The following is a 17847-nucleotide window of genomic DNA, read 5'->3' on the forward strand; positions in this document are numbered from 1 at the left end:
CGTACGGTTCTGTGAGAGGGATGAGGCGCAAGCCTCACCCCTACTCGATGCATTTATTACTTGGAAAGCTTCAATTTCTTACCTGCAAAACCCCATGTGCAGGTGCGCCTAACTCCCCCTACGTTGCAACAGTATGTGAACCTTAATACACATTCCAAAGTGCAGGTTTAGCAAAATAATAGCCTTGCTGATGTTCTACACCTAGCTTGTTCAAAGCCACAGATTCGGCTTCGGTTTCCACCATTTCTGCAATTACTTTTATATTCAGGCCAGTCGCTATATTGATAAGGCTAGACACGAACAGCTGGTTTTCTTTATTGGTATGAATACCTTGGGTCAGTCTTCCGGAAATTTTAACAAACTGCGGTTTAATCGCGCGTAGGCCAGAGAGGGATGCAAAGTGATCGCCAAAGTGTTCAATAGTGACTCGACAACCCAGGTTGATCAATTGTCTGCACAGCGATTCCGCGTAGTCTCGATACTGTATTAGCGCGGCATCTTCAACTTCGAAAAGAAGCCTAGGGCACAGCGCTTGTCGCTGGGTTAATTCGTTAACCAACCAAGCTCTAAATTCACCATTGGCAATTGACGTAATACTTAAATTGACGGCGACTTGCTGAGAGGTCACTTCCATCTTTTTAAACACGATGCTGGTAACCAGTCTGTCGACTTGTGGTATTAGGTCTAATCGCTCAGAAGCAGGGATAAGCTGCGACATGGGTATGACTTCGTTGGTATCTTTGTCTTTAAAGCGCCCAAATGTCTCATAGTAAGCGGGAATATTTTGCTCTATATTCATAACCGGCTGAATCATAATGTCGGCATACTGCTGAGCGACAATATAGTTAAGTCGTTCGCGCCATCGCGTATTGCTGTGTACGTGAGATATTTCCGAGGCCAACTCCCAACCGCTTTGGGTTTTCATGGCAGCGATAAGCGCACTATCCACACTTTCCATGACTTGCGGCATAGACATAGTGCCGGTAAAGCGAGTAATACCGATATACGTGGCTTTGGTGCCATCGCGTAATGGCGAGGCGCTAGCGCATTGTTTTGATATGTTAGTCAGCATGAGATCTCTTACTGGCTTTTCCATGGCCTCGCAAATTAATGCGAAATCTCCGCCAGTCAATCGAAACACAAAGCGCACGTTACTGTTGTTTTTGGTTTCTTCAACCAAGATGTTCGCTATCGCTTTAACATAGTTATCACCCGGCACCATACCTAACTTGGTATTAATACTGGCCAGTTGCGCTAGCCGTACAATAATAAGCTCTTTTTCTTGTGAGGTTGCGTTTTCGTTTAATAGCGCACGCATGTGGCGCTCAAACGCCCCTCTGTTGGCTAGTTTAGTTAGTGAATCTTTGCTCGCTTCTTTTTTAAATAGCTCAGACTGGCGTGTAAGTTCATCGAACTTCGAGGCTAGCGTGCTTGAAAGGGTATTAACGGTACTTGTCAACTGTTCACAGTCGCCAGAAGAGGCACTCACTTGGGGTGACGTGAAATTATGGCTCCCCATGTCGTTAAGTTTTCTAACGGTATCTTCGATAGGTCGCTTAAATCGTCGATTCATTACTGCAACCAACAATGAAACAAGCAGTGAAAGCGCGACAAAGGCGATAATATTCCTTAGTAGTACGTTAGTGAACCTGGTGTATACCTCAACCTTATTTGATGTGAGTACGAGCGCGCGCTGACTATCACCTAAAGGTACGCGTTTTTCCAATTCTGAATTGGAATCGATTGACGTGAACCACGATGGTACAGCGTTCTGAACTGCCGCTTCTCTTTTGGCTACCACACTACCGCTTGCGTCAACAATTGCGGCGTAAGATATATGGGGCTGCGATACTGTACTTTCTAGAAGGGTGCTAAGGACTAGCTCCTCTGTCTGCGGTGACAGAGAGGAGAGCTGATCAATGTTTTTTCTATAATTTGCCGCGCTTTTTTCAGCCTGTAGCGTGACCGCCTCAGACGTGTTTAATTGTAACTCACGTAGTTCGGCGACAGACAATGCAGTAAACGCTAAAAACAAAAGGGCAACAATACCCCAATTAGTTTGATTAGTTAGCTTCATTACTAGCAGTTATCTCCTTTAACTGAGAAATTAAGTCTTTGCTCAATAAATAGATGAAACGTTAATAGGCATAATTGTAGCCTACAGAATATGCGCATGCTATTTATGAACAATAATACTCATAAATGTATAGCAAAACATAACGTTAAGCGAGAAGTAATGACGCTTTGGTATGGCCTTTAGTGTTTATTATATGTCTAACCACCACGCCCTATTGAGTGCTTTATCAGCGTTTGGAGATGCTTCCTGTCGCTGACTGTTTAGGCAGTTGAAAGTAGCGCCATTTTGGCGCTACTCGTTACAACGTACTAAACAGAGCGAAATGTCTAGGCTATTCAGATTTAATACCATGGAAGGTACAGTGCAGTACTGGCAAAATAAGCAGCGTAAGTACGGTTGCCACTGTCAGGCCAAACACAATCACTACCGCCATTGATGCGAAGAAGGCATCAGAAAATAGCGGTATCATGCCTAATATGGTGGTAATGGCCGCCATAGACACAGGGCGTACACGAGAGACCGACGCTGCGACAACTGCGTCAAACGCGCCGCTATTGCCTTTGGCCTGTACGTTAATCTCTTCCATTAACACAATGCCGTTTTTAAGCACCATACCAATAAGGCTTAAGCTTCCCAGCAGGGCCATAAAGGTAAAGGGGGCGCCAACTAACACTAAACCGCCAATAATACCAATGGTAGTCAGTGGAATAACGCCCCAAATGGCTAGCGCTTGACGCAGCTTTCCAAACAGCAACACGGTAATAATAAACATGCCTAGAATACCAATAGGCATACTCGCAAACAGGGCGCTTTGCGCATCGCGAGAGGTTTCGTATTCGCCCCCCCATTCAATGCGATATCCATCGGGCAGCGATAGTTCTTCTACTAATGGGCGTACCTTAGCTTGAACGCTGGCAGCGGTTTCGCCAGAAAGGGGAAGGGGCTCAGCGTAAACCGCTAGCATACGCACCCGATTACGGCGCTTGATAATAGGGTCAACAAGGGTAACATCTACATTGCTGACTACGTCAGCCATGCTGATATATTTCCCTTGTTCTTGACTCCACACATTCAGAGAAGCGAGGTTGTCAATATCATAGCGTTGGTTAAGGTCGTTGCGCATGACAATAGGAATTAAGTCACTGCCCTCGCGGTATAACCCTACCGTTTCACCTTCGTTATTGAGCAGAAAGGCGGTGTGAACGGCATCTCGGGTTACGCCGATGCGACGCGCTTGTTCTTCAAGAAAGACCGGCTCCACAAAAGGCACCTTGTTACTCCAAGACAAACGCACGCTGTCCATGGTTTCCTCTGCTTGGAATATCGCTTCAATATCACTGCTTATCTCCCTTAATACGTCGGGCTCAGGGCCATAAATTCGGGCTTCAATGGCCGCTTTAGCCGATGGGCCTACTTGAAGCGCCTTCACTTTGTACTGCGCGTTAGGGAAATCTTTGCGTACCAGTTCTATGATTTCTCGCATACGCGCATCCCGCGATTCAACCGTGTTGGTTTCCACAATTAGCTGACCGTAGCTGGCGTACCTGTCTTCAGGGGCGTAGGTGAGGGTTAGCCTTTGCGCGCCACTGCCAATAACACTGGTGACATTGGCAATGTCTTGCATGCCCAACACGTTAGCCTCTAAGCGGCGTATTGATTGCTCAGTGGTTAATATGTCGCTGCCCTCAGGTAGCCATAAATCTACAAAAAAGAGCGGCGTTGACGAGTCGGGGAAGAAGGCGTTTTTAACAAACTTGCCTGATGCCAAGCTGCCCCCAAGAGCAAGGAGTACCACACCTATGGTAATGTAGCGGTGGTTAATGGCACTCGTGAGTACGCGCTTATACGTAGTAAAAATAATGCCTTTGTATGGGTCGTCGTTTTCGTCGCTTGAACCGCGCTCTTTTTCGGTATTAAACAATAAATCAAAAAAGAACGGGGTAATGGTAAGCGCGGTGATCCAGCTTAAAAACAAAGAAAAGCACAATACCCAGAACAGGGAACCCACAAACTCGCCCGTTGCGTCAGGAGAAAGCCCTATAGGTGCAAAAGCGGTAATGGCGATAACCGTAGCACCTAACAAGGGGAGCCCATTTTGACTCACTACATCTTTCGCCGCTTGTAGTTTGGTCTGGCCTTTTTTCACACCAATAAGCATGCCTTCGGTAACCACGATCGCATTATCCACTAACATACCTAGCGCAATAATAAGCGCGCCCAAAGATATTTTCTGCAGCTCTATCCCTTTTACCGACATTAATATGAACGTGCCAAGAATAGTAAGCACTAATATCAGCCCCATAAGCACGCCGCTGCGCCAGCCCATGAATAGCAGTAAGACGAAAATAACAATGGCAACGGCTTCGGCAAGATTAATTAAAAAGCCGGTTACAGAGTCGTCTACCACGGAAGGTTGGTTGTAGACGGTATTAAGGCTCATACCCAGCGGCATTCGCTGCTCGAGTTCGGCAATTTTGGTATCTAAGCGCTTACCAACATCAACAACGTTAACCGCCGATGCGAAAGAAACGCCAATCGACAGCGCCGGCGTGCTATCGCTGTGATAAAGATTAGAAGGCGTGTCATTTAATGTGCGCTCGATGGTAGCAATATCTGTTAAGCGAATAAGTCCACTCGCCGGAGACCCAATCACTACTTGGCCAAGGGCTTCTAAATTATCGAATTCGCCGGTTGGCTGTATAGACAAACGTTTACCTTGAACTTTAATTGACCCTGCATTACCCACCACATTTTGAGCCGTTAACAGGCCGGCAATAGACTCGGCTGATACATTCAGCGTTTTCATTTTATCGTGATCAAGAGAAACGATAATTTGCTCGTTTACCGTACCTGCAATAGAGACTTTTTTAACGCCTTCCACAAGCTGGATTTCGCGCTGCATTAAATCAGCAAAGTCTTCCATTTGTTTTAAGGTGTAATCTTCGCTTTGAAGCGTCATCAAAAGACCAAACACATCGCCAAAGTCGTCGTTCACGATAGACGTACCGGTACCCGGCGGAAGCGAGGCTTGCGCATCACCCACTTTGCGGCGTAGGTTGTCCCAGTATTGCTCTAAATCTTTGGCTTGAACGCTAGTTTTTAACTCAACGGTAATTTGCGATAGCCCCACCATGTTTACGGAACTAATGCGCTTTACATTAGGTATTCGCTGAATGGCTTTCTCAAGCTGCAGAGTTACCTCCTCTTCCACTTGTTCAGGCGTGGCCCCAGGGTATTGGGTAATGACAAGGGCATTTCTTATAGTAAATTCTGGGAATTCTAGCTGCCCTAAGCCTAAGAAGGTAACGATGCCGCCAACACCTAAAATGATGGCAACCATCCAGCTAATAACTTTTTGACGAAAAAAATACTCGACCATGACTTACAGGCCTCCTTCTTTCGTCCACTCCGATACAGACTGGCCCTCTTTGACAAGGTGCGCGCCTGCCGCAACTATCTTATCATCATCCTTTAGCGGCCCTTCCACTAATAAGCCATTTGAAATGCCACGGGTAATTGTTACTTCAACGGCTTCAACACTGCCTTTTTGGGCATCATCAGCGCTAGGTTTAAAGCGCCATACAATGGCTTTTTCTGGTTGTGCGTTATCAGTCACTACCGCGCCGAAGGGCACTAGCCACAGCTTGGTGTCAGACTCAATCAGTTTAGACATATCCAGCAAAACGGTTGCACTCATACCAGAGAGCACATTGATATCGTCAGGCTCTGGCAGGGTAACCGTAACTTCGTAACTTAACTCACCTTGTCGGGTGGAGCTTTCGTGGTCTTTATACATTGCGCCGTAGCGCTTTTCTGGCATACCCGAGAAGGTCACCCAAGCCATTTCCGAACTACGGTTTTTACGTGCCCGCGAACGGTCAATCATACGCATTTTTTGTTCTGGCAGTTGAAAACTAACGTCAATGGCGCCCGGCATATGAAGCTCAGCAATGGTCTGTTGAGGCACTATAACTTGATAGTTCTCTACAGGAACAGACGCAATCAGACCAGCAAAGGGGGCGCGAAGTTCGGTATAGCTCAGCTGGTCTTGGGCGTTAGTGAGGCTGGCTTTAGCGGCTAAAAAGTTTGCCTTGGCTTCATCAAAGGTCGAGCGGCTTACGGCACCTTTTTCAACAGACGCTTCCATGCGCTCAAACATAGCCGACGACACATCAAACTGTGATTGGGCGGTAGCAAGCTGCGCTTTCGCATCTCTGTCATCTAGCCGCGCAATAAGCTGGTTTTCTTTAACTTCTTCGCCAGCTTTTACGTTTAGTTCCTGTAGCTTTCCGCCAATGCGAAATGAGAGGTTTGAGTATTCAGAAGCTTCAACTTGGCCGGGGAATTTGGCAATGGTCTCGTCAGAATGCTGTACGTTATAAAGGGTCACTGGCGCGTAGGGCACCGTTTTAGGTGGTGTCGGGGCATCTTCACAAGCACTCACCCCAATAAGCGCTACAAACGTAATCACGGCACGAAGAATTGCGCGGTGAAACAGACTTCTTTCAGTCGACATGGTGACTCTCCATTTAAATAAACCATTACTGCACCCCATAGTTAACCACGGGTTTGTTATCGTTTTACTAAAGCGCACGTTTTTCCCCTAACGGCCTGTATGTTAAAAACGCGCTCACCTAGTTTTAAGAACACACAGGTTATAGGTTTTTTTTTCCCATTTCGATCAGGTTTTTAGTTATTTCTTCAATGACATGACAGTGAAAATGCGAAGTAACGAGTACGCGGCGAACGTCAAAAGCCCGTATTACCTTTTCGTGTTATTTGGCTTTTCATCTGGCTGAAGCTCTTCGGCATAGCCTTTTGGTGGCGGTGTCCAGCCACGCATTTTAGAGTGCTTGTCGTGTAAATCGGCCTTTAAGGCATTTTCAATAAGCGCTTCTAACTCAATAAATAGCTTAAGGTAGTTGTTATCGACGCGTTCGCCGCTCGAATCGTCAGCCCACGCGTGATACAGCACGTCATTTTGTTGCGACTCAATATTCTTGTATGCCATTTTTTGTCGCTCTACTTGAAAGGGGTGAACATTGAGCGAACGCAGGGCTTCTGCCCCCATTTCTAACGCGCTATGGTAAGTTTCAGACACAACGTAGTCAGCGCCAAGCTGGCGTAAACGGTAGCCGTGGCCGCGGTCAAAGGCACGGGCTAGCACCATAATGTTTGGGTAAGCGTGCTTGGCGTATTTGACCATTTTGGCTGCGGTTTCCCTGTTGTCTATGGCAATAACCATTAACGAGGCTTCATGAATACCCGCCGTATGCAGTATGTCTGGCTTAGATGCATCACCAAAGTACGATTTTGTACCAACGCGGCTCATTAGGTCTATTTGCTCTGAACGTATATCAAGCACCACAGTTTCAACGTCGTTGGCCATTAACAATCGATTGATGATTTGTCCGAATCGGCCAATGCCCGCAATAACCTCGGTACCTTTTTCATCAATGGTATCTTGGTCGCGTTTTGACTTTTTATTTCGATAACGAGGAATAATGGCTTTGTCGAATAAAATGAAAAGCCCAGGGGTTAAAAACATCGAAATTGCCACTACTAGGGAAAGTAGTGAGATAATATCTTTTGGCAATACATAGTTTTGAGACGCGAAACTAAGCAAGACAAAGCCGAATTCACCGGCCTGCGCAAGGCTTAAAGTAAACAGCCACTTGTTGGTGCCTTTAATTTTAAAGATAAGCGCAATAAGGAATAGCACGGCGGCTTTTGTTAGCATAACGGCAAGGGTTAAACCTGCAATAAGCATGGGGTTTTCAGATAAGACTGAAAAGTTAATGCCTGCGCCCACTGTGATAAAGAAAAGGCCTAGCAATAAACCTTTAAACGGTTCTATGTTTGCTTCTAACTCGTGCCTGAATTCACTGTTAGCCAATACCACCCCTGCTAAGAATGCGCCAAGCGCAGGAGATAGGCCCACAAGCCCCATAAGCGCAGCAATGCCGATAATAAGCATAAGTGCGGTAGCGGTGAAAATTTCTCTTAACCCAGACGCTGCCACAAACTTAAACAGCGGGCGGCTTAAGTAATGGCCACCAATGGTGAGAAAGGCAACCGAACTAATAATAACAAGCCCATAGGCCCAAGGCGCCAAGCCGTCTACCAAGTTAAAGCTGTCGTGTGCCTCGCCGCCTCCTTGCTCACCGCCGGCTGCAACCAGTTCAGGTATGGCTAAAAGAGGAATAAGCGCAAGCATAGGAATAACCGCAATATCTTGAAATAGCAGGGCGGAAAAAGCACTTTTTCCTCCTTCAGATTTCTGAAGCCCTTTCTCTTGTAAGGTTTGCAGTACAATCGCGGTTGAAGAAAGAGCGAAAATAAGGCCGATAGTGAGTGATATACCAAACGGCTGCCCCAGCGCCAGTGCGGTAGCGGTTATAAGCGCAGTGGTTAACGTTAGCTGCAGGCCGCCAAGGCCCAAAAGTTTCGATTTCATGGCCCACAGAGAACGAGGCTCGAGCTCTAAACCAACTAAAAATAGCATCATTACAACGCCAAACTCTGCAAAGTGCTGTATGGCAACGGTTTCATCACCAACAAGGCCGAATATAGGGCCAATCACTAACCCGGCAATTAAATAACCTAAAACAGAGCCTAGCCCTAGTCGCTTGGCTATAGGCACGGCAATAACCGCGGCCACCAAGTAGACAAATGCGTATAAAAAATAACCCGTCACATTAGTTTCCTTCACTCGTATAAAGGTCGGCGAGATTTTCCATACGCTTAGCTTTTTCTGTATCCAGCGTATTGGTGGTCAGTTGAGTAAGCAAGGTTCTCCACTTTTCTTTGTGTTCCGCTACCCGATGCTCTTCTTGCGCTGTGCGAGAGCCAAATATGGCAAAGGGCGCGATATAGTTCATATGAGTGATCTGTGCCATCTGTTCCAATGGCTGCAGCAACTGTCTAATGGTGTAGTGGTTAAACCCCTCGCTTTGGTAGGCTTTTTCTTTGCCTCCTGCGCTTATGGCACAAAGAAACAGCTTATCTTTAAGCGCTGTGCCTTCATGGCCATAGGCAAAGCCATATTCCAATACTAAATCTTGCCATTCTTTTAATATCGACGGTGTTGAATACCAGTAAAGTGGAAAGAGAAAAACAATCACATCGTGGTCAACTAAACGTTGTTGCTCCCGTTCAATATTAATATTGAAGTCAGGGTACTGTGCGTACAGGTCGACAGCGGTTACATGTTTATTCAACTTCGCTTCGTTGAAAAGCGGGACGTTCACCTCCGAACGAGCTGGCGCCGGGTGAGCAAAAAGAACCAATACCTTCTTACTATGCTTGTTCCCTTCAGTGGTGTTTGTATCAGTCATACAGCTTTACTCATTTATTCTTCCGCACCGAATATCAATAGTTTCACACGGCTTTTTGTTCGAGCACCAAGGCTGTTTCGATCAAATGTAATATGCCGTTTAGAGCAATTAATAATGTCTTTTTCCTCAAAGTTATAAGGTTACTAATTATCATTAGGTTGAAAAAAGTAACCTAATAACCATTATGAACTTACATGTAAAATACCAAATATAACGATGACGGAACGTTATTTTTAACTTTGACTTAAAACAGTATAACCATGAAAACACCACTTAAAACACTCGCAGTTGCATTATCTTTACTTTCTTCTTTTACATCACTTTCTACTCACGCCTTACCTCAGGGGAGTGAATTAAAAGCGGGGGCTGCGGCTTGGAACGTGTTCGATGATGTAGACCGATACGCCATGCACGTCGCTTATATTCATAAACCGCTGACGTCGTTTTATGGCCTGCGGCCAACGGTACTTTTAGTTAATGCTGATAAAGGGCAGCACTATTATGCGGCGGGTATAGCTAAAGATGTTTATGAATATGAAAGCTTTTCGGTACGCCTAGCCTTTCATGCTGGCATAGTTGATGAGTCGGAAAATTTAGGCGATACCATAGAGTTTTACTCGTCAATTGCTGCGCTATATAACGTAACAGACGATGTATCGCTAGAAGCTGAAATCGGGCATATCTCTAACGGTGGGTTAGGCGATACAAACCCGGGCTCTGAATCTTTTGTGCTAAGTGGGCACTATCGCTTTTAAACCGTGGCGTGTCATTTCTCGCGGCGATGTTTTGCAACTTAGGTAGCGCTTCTCAACCAGTTAGCGAGCTTTGCAATCACAAGCCACACGGCAAAACGATAGTAACCATCCCGCTTCATAGGCGGGATGGTTACTCATGGCACTCGCCAAAAGCGCGTTTACATGGCTGGCGCTTTAGGCGGTCAATGCTTTCTTAACATCGTTTGCAAGCATTGGAAGGTGTCGCATGCGTACCCCAACGGCTTGATAAACGGCGTTACCTACTGCTGGCGCCACGCCTATGACACCAGGTTCACCTAGGCCAACTGGAAATTCATCACTTTCAATGAATTCTATGTCCATATCCGGCACATCGGCCATGCGAAGCGGCTGGTAAGTGGTAAGGTTTTTCTTTGCGACGTAACCGTCTTTTATTTCGTTGTGTTCAAACAACGCCAAGCTGGTACCCCAAAGTAAAGCGCCTTCCATTTGCGCCATAGCACCGTCGGGGTGGATGATTATGCCCGCATCGGCCACTACCCAAAGCTTCTTAAGGGTAATTTTGCCAGTATTTTTGTCTACGTGAACATGCGCTGCGGTTGCCAGCCATGCAGGCATGGTGCGCTCTTGGCCTGCCGTCACGCTATAGCCAATACCTTCATTCTCACCTAAGCTTACATTCGCGGTTTTCTTTTTAAGTATTTCGAGGGTATTCGCTAATCGCTTAGCGCCGCCCACGCTTTCAGGGGCTTTTCCTGCTTGCTTACCTTTACCATCTAGCATGGCAAGTCTGAAGTCCACAGGGTTTTGCTTGGTCTTGTGCGCAATTTCGTCAATAAAGCTTTCAAGCCCCCATACTATCCAACCTTGGCCGACCGAGCGCAGCCACCCTGGGGTAAAGGTATCTTGGGCCACTTTGTTATTAATAACCCGTGCTCTGTGATGCTCCATGGTATACCAGTGGTCAGAACCAGAAGCAGAAAACGGATCGACTTTACCTTTACCATCAACGCCGTCAGGCATAAAGCCTGGTGCCATAGCGAGCGTAGGCCAGCCTGCTGCTAGCGCATGCTCCATGCCCATAAACTTTCCAGCCCCGTCAAAATACGCATTAAATAACGATGTTGACGCTGAGCGAGGTTGGTCAAACATCGTATCGTCTGGACGCATAAATAGCATTTTAACCGGTTGACCAACCGCTTTTGCGGTAAGGATCGTGGGAATAACCCAATCACCAAAAAGACGGCGACCAAATCCGCCACCTAGATAGTATTGGTGAATGACAACATCAGAGTCTGGTACTTCGGCTGCTTTAGCGGCTGCAGGCAACGTTAGGCTTTGCCATTGGTTACCTGTGTGGATATGCCATTTACCGTCTTTGAATTCTGCAATAGCATTAAGCGGCTCAAGCTGGAAGTGGCTTGCAGTAGCCGTGGTATACAGAGACTCAATGGAGTTTGCTGCCTGTTGTTGCGCATCACGAATGTCGCCTTCGTCAACAAAAAGCGTGCCTTCATCGCGGTCTCGGCAAATACGCTCTCCCTCTCGCTGGATGTCTGCTTCGCTGACATTAGCATTTTTGCCGGTGTTATAACTCACTTTCACCTTATCTACCGCTTTGATTGCGGTAGGATAATCGGTAGCAAGCACCGCCACCCAGCCTTCAATTGTGCCCGTCGGGTCGGTTAGTACTTTATACCCCTTGTAGCCAGATAAACCCTTGGCTTCGCTATCATCAACACCGGTAACTTTACTGCCGTAGCGGGTTGGCGGAAGAATAGGGCGGGCGTACAGCATGTTGTCTACTTCAACGTCGATACCGTAGACAGCGGTACCATTGGTCTTTGGAGGAATATCTAATGCTTTATATTCGTTGCCCAAGCCTATTAAATGACGTTTATTACCAGGCTTTATAGGCATGGCACCAAGCTCGTCAGCCGTGTAGGTTTTGTCGATGTTGCCATTAGCGACAATATCGCCATAGCTGACTTTTTTACTTCCCGATACAACAAATCCCGCGTTAGCCTCACATGCTGATGGCGGTACGCCTAAAAGTTCGGCTCCGGCATTAATGAGTGTCTGACGGCCTGCGGCGCCCGCTTGCGACATAGGTTTGTAGGATTGAAAAATAGACCATGAACCACCTGTTACCATATAGCCCCATTTCGGGTCGGTGTCGACATGAACGATAGACACTTTGTTCCAATCGCATTCAAGCTCATCGGCCAGAATGCGGGCAATGGCGGTGCCGACGTGCTGACCCATTTCCGCTCTGGCAATGTTCACTGTTACTTTTCCGTCGGTATCCATTTCAAACCAGACGTTTGGTGAAAACGTTTTGGTTTCTAATGCTTCTTTAGCCGATAACACTGAGGGTATTAGCGATGCGCCAAACGCCATAAGCAAAGATGATTTAACCGAACCCACCATAAATGAACGGCGCGACAGATTTACCGTGTCTTTCTTTTCTCTAGAAATATCTTTTATGCTCATGCGTTTTCACCTTCTGATGTCGCGTTGGGGTCAAAATACTGGACAGAAGAGGTTGCGGCCCGTTTTATGGCTTTTTTTATTCTGGTATAGGCCATACAGCGGCAATAGTTTCCGTTCATGTGGTTGACGATGTCTTCATCAGAGGGGTTGGGGTTTTTATCAAGCAACGTTGCGGCTTGCATAATTTGCCCAGACTGACAGTAGCCGCACTGGGGTACTTGCTCTTCTACCCATGCTGATTGCAGCGGATGTTCATTGTTTAGACTTTCTATGGTGTTTACGTCTTTCCCCTTAGCAAGCGAAACGGGGTAAGAGCACGAGCGAATGGCATTGCCGTCTATGTGCACAGTACATACACCACACATAGCCACGCCGCAGCCAAACTTGGTGCCTTTTAGCCCAAACTCATCTCGAATAACCCAAACGAGTGGCGTATCTGAGGCAGCATCCGTCTGCACTTTTTTTCCATTTAACGTAAATTCAATCATGGTTTTCATCACCGTGAAGTTATAGTTTAATTTGCTCTTACTGCCTTATAAGGCGGTGAACCTTTTATATAAAGTAGACTAATTGATAAAAGATGCGCCACTGTGGGCTAGCACGTATCATGTGGTATAGTTTAGTTACCTTGTTCAACTAAGCAATCAGTTTACTTTTAGTAACTAGGGTGCTTTTTTAAAGGATATCAATGAAAACTCAAATAAAAACAGATGCTAAGGGTAAGAAAACCGTTTTAAATACGTGCACTGAGCCATGTGCGATTGAGCGGGGAATGCGCTTAATCGGTGGTAAGTGGACAGGGTCTATTATTTATCATTTAAATGATGAGCCCGTTCGCTTTAACGATCTGTGCCGAATGCTAGGTGGCGCAAGCCGTAAAATGGTTGACCAGCGTCTTAAAGAGCTAGAAAACAATGGGATGGTGATACGCAATGTGATCGATTCTCGTCCCATTGCCGTGGCTTACAGCTTAACCGATTTCGGGCGCTCTGCGTTAGATATTCTTGAACAGCTTAGAGTATGGTCAGAAAGCCATTCAAACGACTAAGTGCGTAAAATAAGTGCACTCAAAAAGGGCAGGGATAAGCCTTAGTTTCCGCCTCATCAAAAAAATGCGCTATCTAATCCTTTGGCTTAGGCGATTTGCGAAGCGAAAGAAAAAAACTGAACTATACTTTTTATACTAAAGTATAAGTTTCGTTAAGGGTCATTTGACCCAGATGGTTAGGCATTAATTTTGAGGCGATGGAATGCATTTAATTAGCGGGGCAATGCCCTATGTTTGAGAAAACTTTTCACTATTGTGCGGTTGGGCTAGCTCATGTCGGCATAGACGGGACTTTCATTCGCGTAAACCAAAAGTTGTGTGACTTTTTGGATTATTCAGATCAGGAACTTACCAAGCTTACCTTTCAGGATCTTACCGCGCCGGACCACCTTGATGAAGACCTCGATCAATTAGAGCGCTTGCTTAAAGGGCAAATCGATAACTACTCAATCGAAAAACGCTATATCAGGCGTGATGGCAAGAGGGTATGGGCGAAACTTACCGTTTCTCTTGTGCGGGACGATAGTAACAACCCTGACTATTTTATATCGGTTGTTGAAGATATTGATGAAAAAAAGCGTATTCAATCTGAGCTTTTCCAAGTTGATGCCTTGTTTAGCAAAATTGTAAGTGCTTTCTCAGAAAGAACGTTTATCTGGGTAGCAACGCCGGATTTCTCTAAACTCAAATACGCGAACGATGGCTATGCAAACATTTTCGGGCGAAGTGAATACGAACTTTACTGTAACCCAATGAGCTTTCTTGATCATGTTCACGAAGATGATAGAGCTAGAGTTGCCAAAGTCTTCAGTCGTCGCCCCCTTGAAAATTGGGATATTCAATATCGCATTTACGATTCAAAAGGAGCGGTGAAGTATCTTCACGACCGCGGAAACCTCATCTTCGACGACCGAGAAACACAAACACTCATCTTAGGCACCGCCGACGATATAACACGAGAAAAGAATCAGCAGCAGGCCCTAATGAGCGCAGTTACCAAGTTAGAGTACTTATCCCAAACGGACTCCCTCACAGGCCTTGCTAATAGAAGAGAAATATTGAGTCAATTGAGCGATGAAATAGCGCGCATGGAGCGAGGGCAAAAAGCGTCTACCCTCGTTTATGTTGATCTTAATAAGTTTAAAGAAATCAACGATAAATATGGGCATAAAGTCGGTGATAACGCGTTGGTAGAATTTTCTCAGCAAATGAAAGTCTTGTTGAGGGATAGCGATCGATTTGGCCGAATTGGCGGTGATGAGTTTGTTATTCTGCTTTATGGGACCGATGATAAAGAAACGGAAATCTTTTTCGAGCGTATTGCTCAGCATGACTTTACGCTTAACGTGAATAATACATCGGTAGTGCCGATTACCTTTAGCGTTGGGTGGGTAACATGGAGTGCTGAAACTTCAACGGTTGAAGAGTGGCTGGATAAGGCTGATGAGGTTATGTACGAAAAAAAGCACAACCTGCAAGGGCAAGTAGTGATTGATAAAGCGATGAAGGTATAGCCTACATCGCTTTCACTGTTTTATTGTCTTTGCGCGAACCACTGGGCTATTTCTTGACGCTCTTCTTCAGTCATGTTCGTTTTGTTTAAAAACGGCATGTCTTTAGTTACTGTCGTTCTACGAACCACTTGAGGGGCAAACCGTTCAATATCTTGCCAAGAGTCTAGCACTACGCCTAACGGTGCTACCTTGAAAATATCGTCGGTAGGTGTGCGTGAGTGACAGCTCACGCAATGTGTGGCTATCAAGTTTGCTACACGTTCATTAGTCACACTAGTACTCACTTGCGCCGCACTGTTCTCACCAATAGAGGTAGCATCATCGGTTTTATTCGCTACTTGAGTAGTCTTACTTGAAGGCACAGCTACCTCTGTATGAACAGGAACAAGCGCCGACGATGTTTGCGGCCACGACACCCATAATGCAATCGCCATCATGGCTATGGCGCCAGAAACCAAAATGCTCGGTTTCGTAGTACCCACATGGCGAAGGTTAAAGAAGTGTCTTATCCATGCCGCAACCACCATGATAGCAATAAGTACCAAGTAGTTTTGCGGGTGCTGATAGGTCATGGGGTAATGATTTGAAATCATAATAAACAACAAGGGCAGGGTGAAATAGTTGTTGTGCAGCGAGCGAAGTTTGGCACCAGCGCCCCAACTCGGGTCAATATTTTGTTTATCAGCCACTGCCGCCACCATTTTGCGTTGGTTAGGCATGATATTAAAAAATACGTTTCCAGCCATAATAGTGCCGATAAGCGCACCCACATGAATGTAAGCCCCTCGGCCGCTGAACCATTGGGTAGAGAGGTAACTCACGGCGCATATTAAGGCAACAAGGCAAATACCAAACACCAACGGGTACTTGGCAAGTGGGCTTCTACAGGCCAGTTCATACAATGCTAGGCCGCCAAAAATTAACCCCAAACCTAAAGAGATTGCCAAGGTTGGCGTTATAGCATTTACCGACGGGTCGATAAGATAAGCGCTGGCGCCAAAGTAATATACAATGATAAGAAGGGCAAAACCTGATAACCAGGTTGTATAAGCTTCCCACTTAAACCAGTGCAGGGTTTCTGGCATTTTTTCTGGCCCATAAGCATACTTGGCCACCTCATAAAAGCCGCCGCCATGAATGGCCCACAAATCACCTTTAATTCCCTTATCTTGCTTCCATTTTGGGGGCGTGCGCAAATTATTATCTAACCAGATAAAATAAAATGAGGCACCAATCCAAGCAACGCCAGCTATTACGTGAAACCAACGTACAAATAGACTTAGCCAATCTAGCCACGGCATTATTATTCTCCTTATTAAGGGTCAGCAGACCCTACTGTAGCTCGTTATTACCGCTGCTTTTTTCATAGCAACAGTTACCACTGATCCAAGTTTGCGCAATTGCGCGATCATCGCCTAAAATACTTAAGGCAAAAAATACATCATCGAAATCGGCGTCTTGTTGAATTCTTAAACTTGTCAGTTCATCGAATCTGGGCTCTACCACAATAAAGTCTGCGATAGTCCCTGGGTTTAAATTACCGATTTCCTCATCAAGGCCATGGGCGATGGCCGCCCCTTGTGTCATAAGGTAAAAGCCTTCAAGTGGGCTTAATGGGTCGTTTCTCAGTTGACTCACCTTGTAGGCATCGCCATAGGTCTTAAACATGTTAAAGGTGGTACCTGCACCCACGTCGGTAGCCATGGCCACATGAACCTTATTGGCACGGGCAGCGGTCATATCAAAAAGACCGCTTCCTAAAAACAGGTTTGACGTAGGGCAAAAGGCCACGGTTGCACCACTTTCTCCTAACCGACCCCATTCATCAGGCGTTAAATGGATACCATGGCCAAAAACGGCGCGCTCACGCACGAGATTATATTTATCATAAACATCTAAATAGCCATCAGCCTGCGGGAATAGACTTTTCACCCAGGCAATTTCATCTAGGTTCTCAGATAAGTGAGTTTGTATGAAAACATCACTGTACTGCTGCGCCAATTCACCTAATGCCGCAAGTTGGGCTTCTGTGCTTGTTGGCGCGAAGCGAGGGGTTAACGCGTAACGATTTCTCCCCTTGTTATGCCAAGTTTCAATTAAGCTGGCACTGTCGGCCTGCGCACTCTCAGTACAGTCAGTAAGCTGGCTTGGGCAGTTTCTATCCATGCACACTTTGCCTGCGACAATAGCCATGTCGATATCGCTTGCGGCATTAAACAGGGCTTGGCAACTGCTTTTGTGCACAGTGGTAAACACAAAACCGGTGGTGGTGCCGTTTTTCAAGAGCTGATTTAAAAACACTTTTGCTATGGTGTTGGCATGTTCGCTATCTGCAAACTGCATTTCAGCCGGGAAGGTGTAGTTTTCAAGCCAAGTAAGAAGCTGTTCGCCGTAGTGCGCAATGCTTTGTGTCTGCGGGTAGTGCAAATGGCTGTCAATTAAACCTGGCAGTATCCACTTACCCGTCAAGTCGGTAACGCTGGCCGCAGGATAGCGCGCTGCAATGGTATCGAAATCGCCGATATCTTTTATTTCTTTTTTATCAATCAACAAACCACCGTCTTTGAAAATGGCAATGTCGTCAGTAAATTGTGTGGTTTGTTTAGGAAAGTGCGCAATGCTTGCACGAAAAAGCTGCATGTTT

At 46.0% G+C, this 17847-nt stretch carries 12 protein-coding genes; 3 read left to right on the plus strand and 9 right to left on the minus strand.

Annotated elements, in window-relative coordinates; all coding sequences use genetic code 11:
- Positions 1–142: 142 nt before the first annotated feature.
- The 5 genes from MADE_RS07665 to MADE_RS07685 form a co-directional block, all read right to left on the minus strand.
- Positions 143–2077 carry an EAL domain-containing protein gene (locus MADE_RS07665; protein ID WP_012518045.1) on the minus strand — a complete coding sequence of 645 codons (1935 nt, stop codon included), beginning with the start codon at positions 2075–2077 and terminating at the stop codon, positions 143–145.
- Between the two features lie 331 nt (positions 2078–2408).
- Complete coding sequence (locus tag MADE_RS07670; protein WP_012518046.1) at positions 2409–5456, minus strand: efflux RND transporter permease subunit; 3048 nt, start codon at positions 5454–5456, stop codon at positions 2409–2411.
- Between the two features lie 3 nt (positions 5457–5459).
- A complete protein-coding gene (locus tag MADE_RS07675; RefSeq protein ID WP_012518047.1) occupies positions 5460–6593 on the minus strand; it encodes an efflux RND transporter periplasmic adaptor subunit in 1134 nt (377 codons plus the stop codon).
- A 246-nt stretch (positions 6594–6839) separates the two neighbouring features.
- The gene (locus tag MADE_RS07680) at positions 6840–8774 is read right to left on the minus strand and encodes a monovalent cation:proton antiporter-2 (CPA2) family protein (protein ID WP_023559617.1); all 1935 of its coding nucleotides are present in this window, start codon (positions 8772–8774) and stop codon (positions 6840–6842) included.
- A gap of 1 nt (position 8775) precedes the next feature.
- Positions 8776–9414: an NAD(P)H-dependent oxidoreductase gene (locus MADE_RS07685; RefSeq protein ID WP_012518049.1), complete on the minus strand. Its 639-nt coding sequence runs from the start codon at positions 9412–9414 to the stop codon at positions 8776–8778.
- A 260-nt stretch (positions 9415–9674) separates the two neighbouring features.
- Between MADE_RS07685 and MADE_RS07690 the strand changes: the two genes are divergently transcribed.
- Positions 9675–10169 carry an acyloxyacyl hydrolase gene (locus MADE_RS07690; RefSeq protein ID WP_012518050.1) on the plus strand — a complete coding sequence of 165 codons (495 nt, stop codon included), beginning with the start codon at positions 9675–9677 and terminating at the stop codon, positions 10167–10169.
- A gap of 174 nt (positions 10170–10343) precedes the next feature.
- Here the strand turns inward: MADE_RS07690 and MADE_RS07695 are convergent, their stop codons facing one another.
- Entirely contained in the window at positions 10344–12641 is a 2298-nt protein-coding gene (locus MADE_RS07695) for a xanthine dehydrogenase family protein molybdopterin-binding subunit (RefSeq protein WP_012518051.1), read from the minus strand.
- Positions 12638–13129: a (2Fe-2S)-binding protein gene (locus tag MADE_RS07700; RefSeq protein ID WP_012518052.1), complete on the minus strand. Its 492-nt coding sequence runs from the start codon at positions 13127–13129 to the stop codon at positions 12638–12640. The genes MADE_RS07695 and MADE_RS07700 overlap by 4 nt, the downstream gene beginning before the upstream one ends.
- Positions 13130–13329: 200 nt before the next feature.
- Here MADE_RS07700 and MADE_RS07705 point away from each other — a divergent pair, with 200 nt between their 5' ends.
- Both MADE_RS07705 and MADE_RS07710 read left to right on the plus strand, forming a co-directional pair.
- Positions 13330–13689 (plus strand): winged helix-turn-helix transcriptional regulator, encoded by a 360-nt coding sequence (locus MADE_RS07705; protein WP_012518053.1) that lies wholly within the window; start codon positions 13330–13332, stop codon positions 13687–13689.
- Positions 13690–13919: 230 nt separating this feature from the next.
- Positions 13920–15203: a diguanylate cyclase gene (locus MADE_RS07710; protein ID WP_012518054.1), complete on the plus strand. Its 1284-nt coding sequence runs from the start codon at positions 13920–13922 to the stop codon at positions 15201–15203.
- Positions 15204–15223: 20 nt separating this feature from the next.
- Here the strand turns inward: MADE_RS07710 and MADE_RS07715 are convergent, their stop codons facing one another.
- The gene (locus tag MADE_RS07715; protein WP_012518055.1) at positions 15224–16504 is read right to left on the minus strand and encodes a urate hydroxylase PuuD; all 1281 of its coding nucleotides are present in this window, start codon (positions 16502–16504) and stop codon (positions 15224–15226) included.
- Positions 16505–16535: 31 nt separating this feature from the next.
- Positions 16536–17843, minus strand: coding sequence for a guanine deaminase (gene guaD, locus MADE_RS07720; protein ID WP_012518056.1), 1308 nt, complete (start codon positions 17841–17843; stop codon positions 16536–16538).
- Between the last annotated feature and the right edge of the window lie 4 nt (positions 17844–17847).

The sequence above is a fragment of the Alteromonas mediterranea DE genome, assembly GCF_000020585.3.
Taxonomy (GTDB): domain Bacteria; phylum Pseudomonadota; class Gammaproteobacteria; order Enterobacterales; family Alteromonadaceae; genus Alteromonas; species Alteromonas mediterranea.